General features: G+C 37.2%; 12 protein-coding genes. 6 read left to right on the plus strand and 6 right to left on the minus strand.

Translation table 11 applies throughout. From position 1 onward, the window contains the following. Positions 1-6: 6 nt before the first annotated feature. The gene (locus A3Q34_RS10045) at positions 7-2,997 is read right to left on the minus strand and encodes a DUF3857 domain-containing protein (RefSeq protein ID WP_070375234.1); all 2,991 of its coding nucleotides are present in this window, start codon (positions 2,995-2,997) and stop codon (positions 7-9) included. Between the two features lie 188 nt (positions 2,998-3,185). Here A3Q34_RS10045 and A3Q34_RS10050 point away from each other — a divergent pair, with 188 nt between their 5' ends. From A3Q34_RS10050 to A3Q34_RS10070, 5 genes are all read left to right on the plus strand, one after another. Continuing rightward, on the plus strand, positions 3,186-3,401 hold the full coding sequence (locus tag A3Q34_RS10050; RefSeq protein WP_070375235.1) for a cysteine-rich CWC family protein: 216 nt from the start codon (positions 3,186-3,188) through the stop codon (positions 3,399-3,401). 139 nt (positions 3,402-3,540) lie between these two features. Next, the gene (locus A3Q34_RS10055) at positions 3,541-4,326 is read left to right on the plus strand and encodes a CPBP family intramembrane glutamic endopeptidase (RefSeq protein WP_070375236.1); all 786 of its coding nucleotides are present in this window, start codon (positions 3,541-3,543) and stop codon (positions 4,324-4,326) included. Between the two features lie 65 nt (positions 4,327-4,391). Next, on the plus strand, positions 4,392-5,336 hold the full coding sequence (gene pip / locus A3Q34_RS10060) for a prolyl aminopeptidase (protein ID WP_070377101.1): 945 nt from the start codon (positions 4,392-4,394) through the stop codon (positions 5,334-5,336). A gap of 137 nt (positions 5,337-5,473) precedes the next feature. Continuing rightward, positions 5,474-7,330 (plus strand): M61 family metallopeptidase, encoded by a 1,857-nt coding sequence (locus A3Q34_RS10065; RefSeq protein WP_070375237.1) that lies wholly within the window; start codon positions 5,474-5,476, stop codon positions 7,328-7,330. 245 nt (positions 7,331-7,575) lie between these two features. Next, positions 7,576-8,007, plus strand: coding sequence for a hypothetical protein (locus A3Q34_RS10070; RefSeq protein WP_070375238.1), 432 nt, complete (start codon positions 7,576-7,578; stop codon positions 8,005-8,007). Between the two features lie 501 nt (positions 8,008-8,508). On the opposite strand, the gene A3Q34_RS10075 is transcribed toward A3Q34_RS10070, so the two are convergent. The 5 genes from A3Q34_RS10075 to A3Q34_RS10095 all read right to left on the minus strand — a co-directional run bounded on the left by A3Q34_RS10075 (position 8,509) and on the right by A3Q34_RS10095 (position 16,440). Then, the gene (locus A3Q34_RS10075; protein ID WP_070375239.1) at positions 8,509-9,120 is read right to left on the minus strand and encodes a hypothetical protein; all 612 of its coding nucleotides are present in this window, start codon (positions 9,118-9,120) and stop codon (positions 8,509-8,511) included. 118 nt (positions 9,121-9,238) lie between these two features. After that, positions 9,239-11,707 carry an ABC transporter permease gene (locus A3Q34_RS10080; protein ID WP_070375240.1) on the minus strand — a complete coding sequence of 823 codons (2,469 nt, stop codon included), beginning with the start codon at positions 11,705-11,707 and terminating at the stop codon, positions 9,239-9,241. Beyond that, positions 11,707-14,115, minus strand: a complete 2,409-nt coding sequence (locus A3Q34_RS10085; protein ID WP_070375241.1) for an ABC transporter permease — start codon at positions 14,113-14,115, stop codon at positions 11,707-11,709. The genes A3Q34_RS10080 and A3Q34_RS10085 overlap by 1 nt, the downstream gene beginning before the upstream one ends. A 341-nt stretch (positions 14,116-14,456) precedes the next feature. Further along, positions 14,457-15,161, minus strand: a complete 705-nt coding sequence (locus tag A3Q34_RS10090) for an ABC transporter ATP-binding protein (RefSeq protein ID WP_070375242.1) — start codon at positions 15,159-15,161, stop codon at positions 14,457-14,459. A 31-nt stretch (positions 15,162-15,192) separates the two neighbouring features. Further along, positions 15,193-16,440 carry an efflux RND transporter periplasmic adaptor subunit gene (locus A3Q34_RS10095; protein ID WP_070375243.1) on the minus strand — a complete coding sequence of 416 codons (1,248 nt, stop codon included), beginning with the start codon at positions 16,438-16,440 and terminating at the stop codon, positions 15,193-15,195. 241 nt (positions 16,441-16,681) lie between these two features. On the opposite strand from A3Q34_RS10095, the gene A3Q34_RS10100 reads away from it, so the two are divergent. Next, on the plus strand, positions 16,682-17,374 hold the full coding sequence (locus A3Q34_RS10100) for a cytochrome b/b6 domain-containing protein (RefSeq protein ID WP_083277971.1): 693 nt from the start codon (positions 16,682-16,684) through the stop codon (positions 17,372-17,374). The last annotated feature ends 98 nt before the right edge of the window (positions 17,375-17,472 follow it).

A 17,472-nucleotide genomic window follows, 5' to 3' on the forward strand; every position in this document is an offset into this window, starting at 1 on the left:
ATAGCGCTAACGTATCTTAGCTAACTCCCAGAGTGCTGTTAACTTATCGACAAATAATTTATCGCCTGCATTTGTCGAAGCAACAAACAGTTTAAAATTAGTGTCATCAAGACGGGTAACCGTCACTATGGTATTTTCATCTGTTGCTTTGCCATAAGTAACATTGATGTCTTTAATCTCGTGAAATTGGACTTTTTCAAGCTGGAAACCATCATTGTCATCTTGCCAATAAGAGAACACTTCTTTATCGGTAAAGCCATTTCCGTCATCACGGATAGTAAAAAAAGCATCACTATAAAAATAATGGATTTTTTCATCGGTAGCAACAACATTCTGTCGATAAAGATACTTCATGTCGTGTTGCATAATTTCATTTTGCGAAATAACCGAATCACTTGGCAAAAAGGGCGTTTCTTGGGCGATGGTTAACCCCAGCAGTGGTAAACATAATATAATCGCAACAATGCTGTGTACGTTCCATCTTGAATTGTACCTATTAGCTTCACTGTTTCGATCGTTAATACTATTAATGTATTTTACAAAAGGAATGAAGAGTAAAGGTAATAGCATTATCAACACATTCAGAACCTTTTGCTCTGTATAGTTACCCACTAATGAGAGTATTAAATACACCAATGCAAAAATTACCGCGATAAAAGGCAGCATCACTTTGTTTTTATCAAAACGTTCAATACTGTCATTTTTTAATGCTAAAAATAGTGGATAGAACCAAATGATAGAAAAGAAACCTCGTACGATTGGCATGATATCGCTTTGCTGTTTTTGCTTAATAACCTGCCAATTTCGATACATCCAATAGGTACTATAAAGTCCAAAGGTAAAAAATGACAGGGTAATAAATTTAACTAATGCTACTGGAAAAAAATGACTATTAACAAATACCGGTCGTTTATTAGACTCGATTCTCCAGCTAACAAGAAGTGCAACCAAGCCGATAGCATAAGTCCACATTGCGATAAGCATCCAACTCGCTAAAGGGCTTTCTTCAACGTCAACCGAACTGGCTGTCTGTTTCGCATATTTAGTAATGCCGTAGTAAGCTTTACTTCTTAACGTTTTTCTTGCAGCAAGATAACTTTCCACTTCATTTGCCGGAATATGATCAGTCTTAGAGCGGTATTCAAAGGTTAAGTTTAAGATATTATCGGTAAAGGAAACATCGCGTTTAAAAAAGAAAAAATCATTGTCTTCAACAAAGCTTTCATCATCAAATTCCCAGTTTTGTTCTTCGAATTCTAAGGTGATTTTATTAATAATATTATTTGGGTAAGCGAACCACAGCGGCGCAACTCTTGCGACTTGCTTGGGCTTATAAACAGCATTTCTGATATCCGTAGGATAGAAGCTTCTTTCATAATCAACCTCTCCTTTTTTCCAAAATTCGTTAATCGTGTAGCTTTCGGCTAATTTCAAAACGCCTGTTGAATAATCTGTTGTAATATCAACGGCGGAAGTAGCTGTTAATTTAGGATAAGTACTTTGATAAAAGGTTTCATAGTCTGTGGAAAGTTTCTTTTTACCCGCTTGTTCAATTTGACTGTGCTTAGCTTGCGCGGTATCACCTAAATATTCACTGACAATATAATAGGGGACTGCTTGCTCAACATTTTCGCCAATAACATAACGGTCTTCAACATGAGTATAAGAATTTGACTGACTATTAGCCATTGATGTTAATGTTGTTTCTCCCGATTTAACTACCAAGGCAAATCCATAATCCGGTTGAAAAAGATACGCTAAACGCCCTTCTTGGTAACTTAACGTCGGATCTAACCAAATACGCTTACCATTAAATTCTAAGGTAACAATAACGTGATTAAACAAATTAACCGCAGGGAGTTGTTCAACAAGAAATTTAGTTTCTTCGGTATTAACTAAGGCGGGATATGCATCAATGCCCAATGCCTTTAACAGCGTAATAAACAATAAGGCTTTGTCTTTACAGTCGCCATATTTCAACGCTAAGGTTTCATGGGCCGGTGTCGGTAAATGGGAGTTAACCCCCATTTCTAAGCCAACATAGCGTATATTGTCTTGCGTATATTTTAATGCTGCTGCAATTTGCTCTGCTTGGCTTTTATTTTTTTGCTGAAGCTCATTAGCAATTTCAATAATCGTTTTATGTTGTTCACTCGGTTGATATAAGGTTTCAGCCCAGACAGCAACATCGCCCCAGTTTTTACTTTCACTAAAGGATACTAAGCCATAAGGTTGATACCAACCCGGCACTTCGCTTGCTGAAGAAAGTGTTTCAGCGTTATGCATATGCACTTGGTATTCGGTGTACTCACCCAGCTTTTTTTCTGTAATTGGCACTGACACATTGCGCGTGCTGGAAAATAAAGGCTTACTTTTCCCCCAAAGCACTCGAACAAATTGATCTCGTATTGGTACACTCCAACTCAGTGTTCGGCTATAAGCAAAAATATCTTTATAAACCGGGTTGTCGCCATAACGCGTAAAACTATAATCAATGGTGTCACCCTCTTGAATATCGTCAATAAGGATATTGAGTGTTAAGGAGCCATTGTAAATTTGATTTTCTAATTCGGTTTCTCGGTTTAATAATGAAATCTTTGCACTCGACAATTTGTCAATACGTTGCCCATCTCGAATAACGAACAAGGTATTGAGTACCAGCTTTCGGTAAGTAGGGTCAAAATCGAGATTTATTTGCGAGATATAATCAACACCAGCTTGATTTACAACTGTTTGAACATAGCGAGAATACCAAGCACTTTGTTGTTTTTCAGATAATTTCCTTTGTGAATCCAGTAATTGATAAAATACACCATCGGTTATTTCGTCTACGGGAATGTCTTTTGCTAGTGTGATATCACGAGACTCAACCCAAGTAGGGGCTGCTTCAATATAAATATCATCATATTTTTCGCCGTGCGTTAAGCCGCTCAGTAAGAGTAATAAGGCACTAACGATAAATATTTTTATTGGGGGTAAAGAATTGAAAATACGCAAAAAAAATCCTTTTTGTTTTTATTATCTAGCTAGTTTGCCTTTAATGAGGTCAATAAAGCAACATTTTTAACAACATTAGCCATGCGAATCAAAAACTCCACTACCTATAAAAGTAAAGTCAGCTTAGGTTTTTCTTGCTATGCTTGTCGAGCTACACTGCCGCCCTACAATTCAAGCGTAAATAATCTATGACTATAAATATAGAGACCAGCAACTGCCCTCTTTGCCAACAAAAAAATCGTTGTGATGTCGATTCACCTAAGCAATGTTGGTGCACTTTAGAAAAAGTACCCAAAGCCTTAATTCAACAAGTTCCTAATAAAGCCAAGGGTAAGAGTTGTATTTGCCAAGCGTGTATTAGAAAATTTAATTTAACTGAAAAAGATAACTTCACCGCACTTTAACGTAATTCTCAACTCGCTAATTTTTTAAATATTTAGCACTGCAAGCACTTAATCAGCAGAGAGAAAAACACTTTGCCTATTTACCGTAAATGTTACTACTGAATGTTTTCTCTTTATGTCCTAATACCAAGGAAAAGCAATGTTAGCTGATGCACAAAAAATAGCGGTAACATTAACTGAAACTCGTCGCCCGTGGAGCGCTACAGCAACGTTAGGGTTAACCTTACTGTTTTTCATCCTCTACTTTATTATTTCGATTACTGTTCTTGCTATAGCCGCAGGCATAGCAGTCGCCGGACCAGGAATGAGTATAGATCGCGTCCTAACCGCTGGGGTAAAAATAAGTCAAAGGTTAGCTCTCGATGGTGACTTTAATGCGATTAACTATCTGATCACGGCTTTATGCTTAACCCCCTTGATCTTTTATTGCGCAGCAAGAAGAAAGCTAACAACAGCTGCGGCCTATTTAGGTTTTAACAGATGGCCAAATAAAGCCAGCTTCATTAATTATAATCTTGTCCTAATAGGTTATTTTATCTTTTCTTACTTTGCCTCAGATGCCTTGGGTATAAAAACGCCACAAAGTATGATAAATATTTATAACACAACTGATTATCTATTCTTGCTCTTTATTGCCGTCGTGATAGCTGCCCCATTTTTTGAAGAAGTTATTTTTAGGGGCTTTATCTTTAAAGGATTAGCAAGCTCGCCTTTAGGTGTTATTGTTACGATTATTATAACCAGTGTGTTATTTACTTTAATTCATGCGGGCCAGTACGATATAAACATACTCGTGGTATTATTTCCTTTAGCCATTATTTTAGGTGTATCACGCTATAGAAGCGGTGGTATTTACCTTCCGATTTACCTGCACTTTATAAATAATTTATACTCCAGTGTAGCTATGTATTTATTCATGAACTAGCTAGATAGCGATAACATTAACCCTAGTGAGATTAATTCATTTCATTATTAACGATGAGCGTAGCAATGAACGAACTTTATCCAGAAATCACTCCTTTTGATCATTTTTTATTACCCGTTGGTGACCAACATAAACTCTATGTAGAACAATGTGGTAATCCAAAAGGACAAGCCGTTGTTTTTATTCATGGAGGACCAGGAGCCGGGAGTTCAGCCAATGACCGACGTTTCTTTGATCCTGAGAAATATCTCATTATATTATTTGACCAACGTGGCTGTGGTCGTTCGTTGCCTTTTGGTAGTTTAAATAATAATAATACTCAGTTATTAGTTGCCGATATTGAGAAAATTCGTCTAAAGCTAAAGATTAAAAAATGGCATGCTTTTGGTGGTTCTTGGGGATCAACACTCGCTTTAGTCTATGCACAAACTCACCCTGAATCAGTTATCAGCTTGGTATTACGCGGTATTTTTTTAGGGCGTGCCGAGGATACTCGATGGGCATTTGAAGGCGGAGGTGGTACTCGAATTTTTCCTGATTACTGGCAAGAGTATCTTGATGCTCTGCCTAATGGTGAAATTCAGACGGGTGTTAAAACAGCCTACGACATTATGACAGGTGACGACAAAGTAGCCGCAGAGAGAGTTGCACAAGCATGGGCTAAATGGGAGATCCGTTGTTGCACGCTAAAGCCTAACGAAGAGTTTGTTGCTGCACTCACCGGCGATGATTCGTCTTGGACTCTCTCTCGCCATGAAGCTCATTATATGGTGCATGGCTGCTTTTTATCAGAAAATCAGATACTACAAGATTGTCATAAGATTGAAAATATTCCTATGGTTATTGTTCATGGCCGTTACGATATTGTCTGCCCTTTTGACAATGCTTGGCTCTTACATCAACAACTGCCAAATTCAACATTGTTCAGTACAATTGCTGGCCATGCTTCAATTGAACCTGAAACAAGAGATCAGTTAATTAATGCCACCAATAAAATGCTAACGCTATAATATTGTTTATTATGAGCTTTTTTTAATGATATGGGTTGCTTACCTTCATTATTGTTAAAAGTACTACTGTAAAAAATAGTAATAATTCTCTACACTAAGCCAATAATTATACAATATAAAACGCTTAGGATTAAAAAATGAGAATTGCCCCCACAGTTCTTTTAGCATTAATAGTGGCTTTTTCAAGTCACTCATTACCTGTTAAAGACAACGTTACACATTATAAAGTGACTTTCGAAAACGCGGTTCATCATGAAGCGCGAATTTCGGTAACCTTTCCAGACATTGAAAGCCAAGTTTTGACCGTTCAAATGAGCCGCACCTCTCCAGGGCGCTATGCTTTACATGAATTTGCTAAAAACGTTTATAACGTGACTGCTGTAAACAGTATGGGCGAGCCCTTAGAAATTACGCGACCTAACCCTTATCAGTGGGCAATCGACAATCACGATGGTGAGGTAACCGTAACGTACACCTTATTTGGTGACCGCGCTGATGGTACTTATGCTCAAATAGACAGAACACATGCTCACTTGAATATTCCTGCTACGTTTATGTGGGCATCAAACCATGAGAAGCGTCCTATAAAAGTAACATTTCAACCTTTTAGTTCAACATGGAAAGTGGCCACTCAGCTACAAAAAACCCAAGATAAATATACCTTCACTGCCCCCAACTTAGCCTATTTTATGGACAGCCCAACAGAGCTTAGTGACCACCAAGTAAAAAGCTGGACTGTTCGCTCAAGTGGCAAAGATTACCAAATTAACTTAGCTGTGCATCACAATGGTCTAGAGGAAGATTTAGTTGAATTTACCCGTCAAGCTAAAGCTGTAGTTGCTGAACAAATTAAAGTTTATGGCGAATTACCTGCTTTTGATTACGGAGAATACACTTTTATTGCCTGTTATTTACCCCACGTCAATCGCGATGGCATGGAGCATAGAAACTCAACAATTCTCACTAATACCAAATCATTAGATGAAGGTGATTTCTCGCAAATAGGCACCTTATCACACGAGTTCTTTCATGCTTGGAATGTTGAACGCATAAGACCTAAAGCATTAGAACCTTTTAACTTCAGTACTCATAACATGACAACAAACTTATGGTTCGCCGAAGGTTTTACTTCTTACTATGACAAATTAATGATCCGCAGAGCGCAAGAGTCTACGGTTGATGAATACTTAAAAGCTGTTACCAAGACAGTTAATCAGGTTGAGCAAGTACCTGGTCGACAATTTTTCACCCCTGAAGGTGCGAGTATGCTGGCAACGTTTACCGATGCGGGTACTTCTATTGATAAAACTAATTTTAGTAATATCTTTTTCAGCTATTACAGTTATGGCAGTGCCATGGCATTAGCACTAGATTTATCTATTCGCCAGCAATTTCCAGGAAAATCACTTGATGATTTTATGAGAAAAATGTGGACAGATTTTGGTAAACCAGAAATTCCTTACACCCGTGAAGATTTACGCCACACCTTAGGGACTTTATTAAATAATGATACCTTTGCTAAGCAGTTCTTTGAGCAATATATTTATGGACAAGTAAAGCCTGATTACGCATCACTATTAACTCATGCTGGCTTAAAAATAGTCAGTGCTCACCCAGGTGATGCTTTTTTAGGTCAGGTTAAATTTAATTTTAGTGGCGAAGCTGCCATTATTGAGAAACCAATAAAAATTGGCTCTCCTCTTTATCAAGCAGGTCTTGAACGCACTGACCAAATAGTTAAAGTTGGTCGAAGAACTATAGGTAACGACAGTCAATGGACAAGTGCATTAGGGCAATTTAAACCGGGCGAAAGTACAACGATTGAATACATTCAACGTGGTGAAAAACTATCAACCACGATTACCTTTATTGAAAATCCAGAAGTGAAAGTAATAGCCCTAGATGATGAAGAGATAAGCGAATCACAAAAAGCATTTTTATTGGCATGGCTTGGCGTAGATAAACCAGAAGAAAATAGCGATAAAAATAAATAGAGTTCTGACTTCTAGCCTGTAAAAGTTATGCAAAAAGTAAAGTTAACCTTTCCATTAACTTTACTTCTTTCAATTGCTTATTGTAAGTTTACATTTTAATCACTTTTATATTACATTTATTACAAATGATAATTATTACCAATAAAGGCTTTATTTTTATGGTGATTCAGTTGTAATATATCAGCTATAATTTGTTGTTATGCTAAGAGCTAGTTTCTTTTTAGCGTATTTTATAGGACTTTTTTGTGTCATATTGCCAAGAAAAAATCGAAGAATTTACTCATCCCATAATTAATTTATTAGGCGACCAATTAACATGGCGCTGGGAAGACAGATTTTCCGCTATGCTGTCTGAATTCTCTCGTGATAAAAAAGATAAAACGCTAGACGCACTTCGCCAGCAATTTCAACATGAATGGAATAAAAAAACGGCAAAGAAAGCACCACATGAAATTAAAGAATACTTAGGTCCCTTAATTAAACTTAACAAAGATCAACTTATTTTAGCTCGACCTGCCACAGATTCAACACCAGCGATTATAGCGTTATGGTGGCCTTGGGGACACGGAGGCACGTATTCATTGCGTTTAGCCGTATTAGATTCACCTTACGAATATGATGAGTCTGCGCAAAGTGATGGGAAGCTCTTTAGTCGTTTAAAGAGCATGTTTTCTTAATGAACATCGACAATAAATCCAATATTACAGTCTCTTACTTTTAAATCTATACCCACCCAGTCTATTTAGGTTTTATTTGTCTATATGAAAATTAACACCTTGCTCTGATAATACCTTGATAAAGTCACTTTTACTGCACTGTGCAACTTGCTGGCAAACAATAAGGTATTTATCTATGGCGGGTTGGTGGTCTTGTAAGGCCGCTTCTTGTAACCAAAATAGTGCTTGGTTTAAGTCTTGCTCACCATGCTTACCTGTGATGTAAAGTTCAGCTAAATTAACTTGCCCAAGCTTGTAGCCTCTTTCAGCTGAGAGATTGAATTTTTCAAAAGCTAATTCAATATGGTTATCTATATAGCTCGCTTCTAAAAAAGCTAAACCTGAATTGTTCTGTCTTGCGCCGGGGAAGTAAGTACTACTTAAAAAACGCTTTTTCGCGGTTACAACAGGCTTACCCCTTAATTCATTTTTAATCGGTCTTTCAACCCGATAAATAGCACCTTACGTGCGCATTTTATGTAATTCAGCAAAACTGTAATGATATTCTTTTCTTGAAAAAAAACTAAAGTGGGTTACATGCCCGACTCTAATGCTTTCATCGGCACCATGCTGCATTCGATAAAATAACCGACTATAGACAACGGTTGCTACATCACCGGTAATATCAACAATCTTCCCAATACGGTATTTTTCATTGGGTCGTAACTCACTAGAAAGATACCGAAAATCGACATGATAGAAGTCATTAACAGCCGGGTTTTCGATAAACTGATCAGACAATTGATGTTGCTTGATTTCACCTTGTACTAAGTAACCTAGGAACATTAACGTTAAAAATGACCCTAAAAATTTACTAAACAATCGCCAAGTGGGAAATAGATTTTTTGACAATTCTTTAACACGCAGTTTTGGTAAAGTCGCTGCATCGGTTTGGACCCAGCATTGCTGACATTGAATAATAGTACTTTTTTTAACGGGGTAAAATGGAATAGACTCAATAAAAAAGAAGGCATATTTAATCACGCCTTTCACCTGATGATGCTTACAACCACAATCAGGGCAAGTTAACCCATTGATTATACTACCTTCAATTATTGATTCACTGTATTCCATTGTATACTCTTTTTTTATTCCATTATTTTTTATACCATTGGTACAAAAATCATACAAGCACTAATTACGAAAAGATTAGTAGACGTATATAGAAATAAAATCGTGATAGTGAACGCAATTATTCGCTACCCTTTAACGCATGGATCACAGGTTTGTTAATGTATTGACGCAAAGGAAAGTAACAGGCAAATAACGACAGCATGCTGATCATCGCTAAGGTCACTATAAACACCGGCAGTAATTCTAAGGTGATGTAGTGGCTTACTTGTTCACTAAAAGCAAAGATTAGTAAGAACAACATGCCAAGACTAAACAGTACGCCGAATAATATTGCACTGGCATTGTCTTTAATAATCAATTTAATTAAGTCGCTTCGTTTAGCGCCCACAGCCATACGTGTTCCTAATTCAAAACGGCGCATTTGGGTGCTGTAGCTTAAAATACCATAGAGACCAATACCCGCGAGGAAAAAGGTGATTAACGCTAACGCTGCGGTTGTTACCGCGGTGGTAATTTCGGAAAATAAATGTTGGCTAAGCACGTCATCTGCTGAGTTGAAGCTATAGACAGAATATCTAGCGTCAACTTCGGCTAACAGTTTTCCTAACTGTTCCCGGCTAACAGACTGACCCGGTTTAAATTTTATCATAAAATTTATCCGACCAAGCCCGGTGGGCATATAAACTCTTGGTACAGGAGCAGCATTGTCAGCATTATAAGTACCTAAAGCATATGTACCTCGATTGGTAATACCTTTGACAATACCCACTATTTTTATCGATTCTATATCACCCATCGATATTTTAACCCCTAGTACATCACCATCAGCTTTTAATTGTTTAGCAAACGCTTGATTAACAATCATCACATGATTACGATTTTTATGAACTTTGCGATCTGCTAACGTAAAATTTTCCCCCTGTATTAAAGTCTGCTCAATGATACTAAAATATCTATGACCAACGTATTTAAGATACGGTGTATATTTTTCATTGTTATCAACATTGGTCATCAAGTTACTAAAAAAACCATGTAGTGGTATCTCCGACTGACTAAGCGATTCCACTTCAGGCAAGGTTTCAATTTTTTCCATTATTTCAGCCATAATTGAAATTCCTTCTTCTTGGCTAGGAAAATCTGTGGATGAATAGTTCAAGGATAAGCTCGAGATATTATTGGTGGTATAACCTATAGGGGCATTAATGGTTTTCATTGCGTCTTTAAATATACTAAGGTTAGCAAAAACCAAGACCATTGCTAATGCTACTTGGGTTGCAATTAGTACCTGACAAACCGTTTTAGATACCTGTAAGCCACTGCCCTTACTACTGTTTTGTAAGCTAGTGTTTAACGTATGGTAATTGATCATACGGGTACTTAATTTAGCAAAAAACAACGCTAAAACTATCGTGAATAATATCGCACTACCAAAGGTTATTGGATTAAGGGATAACTCGTTAACTCTAGGCAGTACCGCAGCCAAATATTGCTGCAAAATATAAAATCCGCTCTTAGCAATTACCAAGGCCAGAATGATAGAGATAAAAAACAGCAAGCTGGTTTCTGCAAACATCGCTTTGAATAAATGTTTTTTAGTGGCGCCAATCGCCGCTTGAATGGCCATTGGCCGTTGTTTTTCTGCAGTACGCGACATAAACAAGTTAGAAATATTACCACAAGCAATCAAGACTAAACCAAGTACACCGGCTAATAACATAATGGCTGTTGATTCACTCCCTCCGCTCATAACTGATTTAACAGAAAGCAGCTGTATTTTGATTGACCAGCCTTTGAAAAACTCTATATCACTAACACCCTCCTGCCAGCGTTCATTCACTAAAGGGGTTAAAATTTGCTCGGTTTGGTCTTTACTCAGGTCTTTCTTCATTTGACCAATAAATTTACGACTGGTGTTTACACTAGCGAAACTTTTCCTATCCCATTCATTTGTCTGATTATAGTCCCATGGTAGCCAAACCTGAGTTTTTCGTCCCATTCCATTCAGTTCAGGCTCAACAAAATTTTCAGCTAAAATACCAACAATGCGATAACTGACACCGCTAAGGTTGATTTTTTGTTGAAGAATATCAGCACTAGCATCAAACTCCTGTTGCCAAACGTTATAACTCAACATCACTACAGGATTGTTGGTGCCCAAAGCTTCGCTGGCTTCAAACATTCGACCTAGCGCCATAGGAGATGCGATAATTTGATGTAATCCAGGTGTAACGTAAGCGGTATTAACAAGAGGTTGGCTGCGATGAGAAATAATAACGTCCTGCCCATAATCTATCATCGCAGCATACTCAAACGCTTCTTTATTCTTATATAAGTGCACTAATCCCGGAGAGCTATAAAAATTCCCCATGAATGCTTTTTCTGCTCCGTAAACTTCATTGTTTACAACAAAGAGACGATCTTGCTCTGGGTAAGGCAATGGCTCAATCAGTAACAAATAGGCTAGTGTTAATACACATAACAAAGCACCTAAGGTAACGCCCATGGTTGAAGCAACACTAAAAACAAAGCCTGGTTTTTTCTTAAGGCTTAAGAAGGCTTGTTTTAATTGATAGATAAATAGATTCATTATTCATTGCCCTTTAAGGCATGAATAACGGGATTTTTAATAAACGGGCGTAACGGCACATAACAGGCAAGTGATGAAAGCAGTGATATTGCTCCCACTGTGAGAATAAATAACGGCAAAAGTTCTAAACTAATATAAGTATTTAAACTGTCACTAAAACCAATATACAAAACAAGTAATACAACAAAGCTTATCGCTAAGCCAATGCCTAAAGCGCCAGCATTATCTTTAAAAACTAAGCTAACAATGTCTTTACCCTTTGCACCAATAGCCATGCGAGTGCCAATTTCAAAACGACGCATTTGGCTAGAATAGTTAAGAATACCGTACAAACCCAAACCCGATAGTAATAACGTTAAAATAGCCAATACCAGTGTCGTAACGGCTGTAGTTACTGAAGAAAATAATCGACGGTCTTTATATTCATTGAGCGATGTGAAGGTGAATAAACTTAATTTTTTATCAACGCTTTTCATTAGCGCAATCATTTCATCACGATTAAATATTTGCCCTTGATGCTGTTCTATTAGCAACATATTTCTTGCCAAACTTGCGGGGTAATAAAAACGAGACTCTACTCTCTGTATGCCTGGCATATTAATACTTTTTACAACACCAATAACTTCAACACCATTTTTAAATTTAAAGCCAATCGCGCTGCCATTTGGCGCTAATCTTTGTGCAAAAACATCATTAACAATCATCACGCTTCTGTCGTCTTTAATATCTGCAGCACTAAAGTTGTCACCTTCAACAATCTCTTGTTTGAGCATGCTAAAGTATTGATCATCAATATCTTTCCCTAGCACGGTATAACGATTGTCTGTTTCCATAGCTGTTAATGCCAAAGTACCAAAGCCTGTGGGTCGCATCGCTTGGCTTACCTTTTTTATTTTCGGATGGGCTAGTAACTCAGCTTTAAGGGCAGTAAGTTTTTGTGCTTTTATCTCGCTTTCAACATTGGGTAGTGCCAATACGACCGAGGTAATGTTATTTGTTTGATAACCCAAAGGTTGGCTTACTAATTCACTGGCGTCTTTATATAAAACGACATTAATAAAGACTAAGGCGGTTGCTGTCGCTATTTGACTACTAATTAAGATGTTTCGCACACGCTTTGACACTTGAATACCACTGCCTTTGCCACCTGATTGCAACGTAGCGTTAAGTGCATGATAGTTGATCATTTTCAAACATAAATGTGAGAAGGTAAGTGTTAACAAGACTAAGAGTAAAATAGAAGCTGAAAATGAAAATGCATTGAGTTCAAGTTCATCAATGCGTGGTAGAAAATCACCAAGGTAATATTGTAAAACACTAAAACCAACAAAAATAACAACCTGCGCGAGTATAATAGCAGCAAACATTAACAGCCCTGTTTCAGCTAAAATATTGCGAAACAATTGTGCTTTTGAAGCCCCAACAGCTGCAGAAATAGCAAGTTGTTGTTGACGTTCTACTGTTCGTGAAACAAATAAATTGGCGATGTTAGCGCAAGCAATAAAAAGTAAACCTAATGATCCAATCAATAATAAGTAAACACTACGTTCACCATCGCTAACAATAAAAGATTTTAATGTTTGTGTTTCAAGTACGATCGACCAATTTTTAAAAAAGTCATGTCCCGATACCTTACTCTGCCAATTTTCATTAACGACGTTTGTAAGGATTTGATCAATTTGTGGCTTAGAATATTCCGCATATTTTTTGTCCAACTTACCAACATATATCAAACCGCCGTCGTCATTTCCCCAACGTTTTCGTTCTCGTTCGCTTACCGAATTATAATCCCAAGGAAGATATAACTCTGTTTTAAAACCAGCGCCGGCAAGTGGTGCTTCAATGTTACTTTCGGCGAGTACACCAATAATTCGGTAGTTATTTCCGCTTAACGTTAGGCTTTTTTCAAGCACATTGATGTCACCATTAAACTTATTTTGCCATGTTTCATAAGTTAAAACGGCAACGGGGTTATAGCTGTTAACTTTTTCACTTTCTTCAAATACCTTCCCTAACGCCATTTTGGCAGAGAACAATGAAAACCATTGCGGCGTTATAAATGATATTGCCACCATGGGTTCGCTTGGCAAAGAAGTAATGACCCCGCCATCAACATACATTAAAACACTTTGCTCAAATAACGATTGCTGGTTATATAAATGCATTAAATTAGGGTAAGTAAAAGCGCGGCCATCAATAGCATTTTCATTACTGATTAATTGATGTTCAACATTATATAAACGCTCTTGGTCAGGATACGGTAATGGTTTTATTAACATGACATACGCTAAAGTCAGCACACATAATAATGCACCCAAGGTTACGCCCATGGTAGAAACTACACTGAGCACAAAAATCGGTTTTTGCTTCAAGCTTAAATACGCTTGTTTGATTAAATAACTGTTCATTTTTCATGACCCTATCTTCTGACCATCACCCTGAATAAGGTTCAGGGTGAGTTATCTTGCTAGTTTTACACCCGGCGAGTCTAAAATAGCGTCATCCTGAACTTGTTTCAGGATCTGGTTTTTAAACTTTTCAACAACTTTAGATACTGAAATAAATTCAGTATGACGGTAAAAAGTACTTATTGAGTTAGCCGATTTACCCGACTAGTTTTACACCCGGCGGGTCTAAAATAGCGTCATCCTGAACTTGTTTCAGGATCTGGTTTTTAAACTTTTCAACAACTTTAGATACTGAAATAAATTCAGTATGACGGTAAAAAGTACTTATTGAGTTAGCCGACTTAACCGACTAGTTTTACACCCGGCGAGTCTAAAATAGCGCCATCAAGAAGTTGTACTTTAGTACGCGCCATATCTGCATAGCGTGGATCATGCGTTACCATACAAATGGTTGTACCCGCTTTATTTAATTGGTCGAGTACATCCATAACTTGGTCAGCACTTTTAGAGTCAAGGTTACCCGTTGGTTCATCCACTAATAGCACTGCAGGGTTAGCAACTAACGCACGAGCAATGGCAACACGTTGTTGTTGACCGCCAGAAAGTTGGTTTGGTTTGTGACTAATACGGTGTGACAGGCCTACTTTTTCTAAACATTCTATGACACGTTTTTTGATTGTCGCGTTATTAGGCTTATCGGCATGGTAGCGCAGTGGCAAAGCCACGTTGTCGAAAACTGAAAGCTCGTCTATTAAATTAAACGATTGAAATATAAAACCAATCTTTGCATTTCTAACTTCTGCAGCTTGATCCAGCGATAGGTCAGTAACATTGACCCCTTCAATGAAATACTCACCACTGCTACTTACATCAAGTAAGCCCATAATTGATAAAAGTGTTGATTTACCACAGCCAGAAGGACCAGATATTGAAACGTAATCTCCTTTATTAACAGTTAAGTTAATTGATTTCAAAGCATGTGTTTCAAGTTCTTCAGTTTCAAAAATTTTACCGATATTTTTTAATAATAAAATGGCTGTGCTCATCTACCTATCCTTTTGTAATTTTATGACTCAATTATAAAATCGAAATTTTTGCTGTTTTATAGTTACTTAAATCTGAAATAATAAATTGGTCGCCCAAGTTCGCTCCCGTCCTTATTTCAATAAATCGTCCAGTTTTTCCCCCAAGACTTATGTCGACTCTTTTAGCTTCGGACATTTCTTCATTAAGCTGGTACAGCGAAGTTATACTATGCGCTTGCACATTGGCAGGTCGCTCTATGTAGTAAATATTTTTCAGCACTTTAGCCGTTATCACGGCATCAATGTTTTGTTCGGGCCTTGCACTTTTAGGCAGTTTCCCAGGGAATGATATTTCAACCTCGACGGTATTTTGGTCAACAATGGGGTCAATACGCTTAACTTTCCCCTCAATGAGTTCTTGTCGAGTATCAACGATAACGTTCTGACCAATTTTAACTAATTGCACTTGGTTTTGTGGCACACGGATTAGCGCAATTAATTCGGTAACACTACCAATTAAGGCAACTTCTTGCCCTGCAGACAAGCTTTGCCCTAAATTTACAGATAAACGTTGTAGCACACCGTCAAAACCGGCCTTTACTACTAATTTATTTTTCCGGTCTTTAGCGATTGTTAGTCTTTGTTCGACTTGCTTAATACGTTCTAGTTGTATATTTATTGCTTCTTTATGGACTTCTTTAAGCTGTTCATTACGTTCGTTAAAAATTTCAATTCGTTCTTTTAACTGATCTTCACGCAATATGCTTTCTTGATAGTCTATTTGTTTGACAATACCGCTTTTTACCAATTTATTTTGTGCGGTTAACGTTAAACGAGCCCCTTTGTGCTGTGATACAAGTTCTAAATAACTAGACTTTTCGGTGAGTGTTTCGCGTCTTTGGTTTAATTTTAGTTGACGTAAATTGGCTCTTGACTCAGCTAATGAATATTCAGCACTTTGCACTTGTTGCTGTAGTTCTGGATTTGCTAATTTTACGATTACGCTTTCTTTGGTAACAGTCGCGCCAGGTTTTAATAAGATTTCTTCAACCGTTGCTTTGGTGAGGGTAGTAATTAATTGCAACTTATCTGAGGTTAACTTGCCGTATCCTTCTACGGTAACGTCTATATCACCTTGTTTGACTGTTGCGAGTAGTAGGTCTTTTCTCGCTAGGCTGACATTATTAAGTGAAGCTTTCGCATAACTTACCAATATAATAACAATAACAACGGCGATCGTTACCATTAGTCCTTTGTTATTGAGCAATGTCTTTTTAGGCTTCTGTTTTAAAATATCCACATTATTCTCTTGGCTGTTGCTTAACCGTCTTTCTATATTTATTGATATAGCGAATTTCGTGCCAACAATATTTCCCATACAAATCAATACGAAACATTAAATCTGCAAACCAACTTTCGTACTAGTTCGATAGTGAACTCAAAAACTTTCGTTATTGATGCGAAGTAATTCGGTGATTCCTTTTTACTTCATAATTTGTAGCCATTACAATTAATACTTTATATCTATTTGGGATAAACTCTTGCTGAAACATGTTTTGATATGGGATTTGCCTTTACGACTTTTTCATTGGCTATTTGCCTGTACTGTTATTGCCTCTTGGTACACTTCTGATCAAGACAATAACTTGATTGATATTCATATGAAACTTGGCTATTTCGCTTTAGGTTTACTTGTTTTCAGAATTTTTTGGGGATTCTTCGGTACTAAACACTCGCAGTTTAGATCTTTTTTTCCAACACCTAGCCGCATCATTAACTACATTGATTATCTAAAAAACAATCAAGTTAAAGATAGTAGTGGTCATAATCCATTAGGCAGTTTGATGGTTTTTTTGATGATTTTTCTCATCAGTTTACAGGCAGTAAGTGGCTTGTTTATCAATGACGATGTATTTTCTTCTGGACCTTACTACGATAGTGTTAGCAAAGAAGTCGAACAAGTTATGATGTTTTTACATCACAATGTTTTTGACTTTATGATTGCAGCCATTGCTATGCACCTATTGGCAATCGCCTATTATGAACGAGTAAAAAAACAGTCGTTAATACTGCCAATGATCACAGGAAAAAAGCTTACCGCTCAAGTAGATAATAAAAATGTAATCAAACACTCTAAGTTATGGATTGCGCTGTTAATTGTAATAGTGGCTGTGGTTTTTGTTTATTGGCTGGTTGTGCTTAATGCACCGGTTATAGAAGAATATTACTACTAATACATTTGTTATTTTAACAATAGGTGATTACAAGATTTTTGCACCACTGAAATCACCTATTAATTTATGTTAATTAAACCCGAAACCATCAGACTTCA

Origin of the sequence: Colwellia sp. PAMC 20917 (assembly GCF_001767295.1) — a bacterium.
Classification (GTDB): Bacteria; Pseudomonadota; Gammaproteobacteria; order Enterobacterales; family Alteromonadaceae; genus Colwellia_A.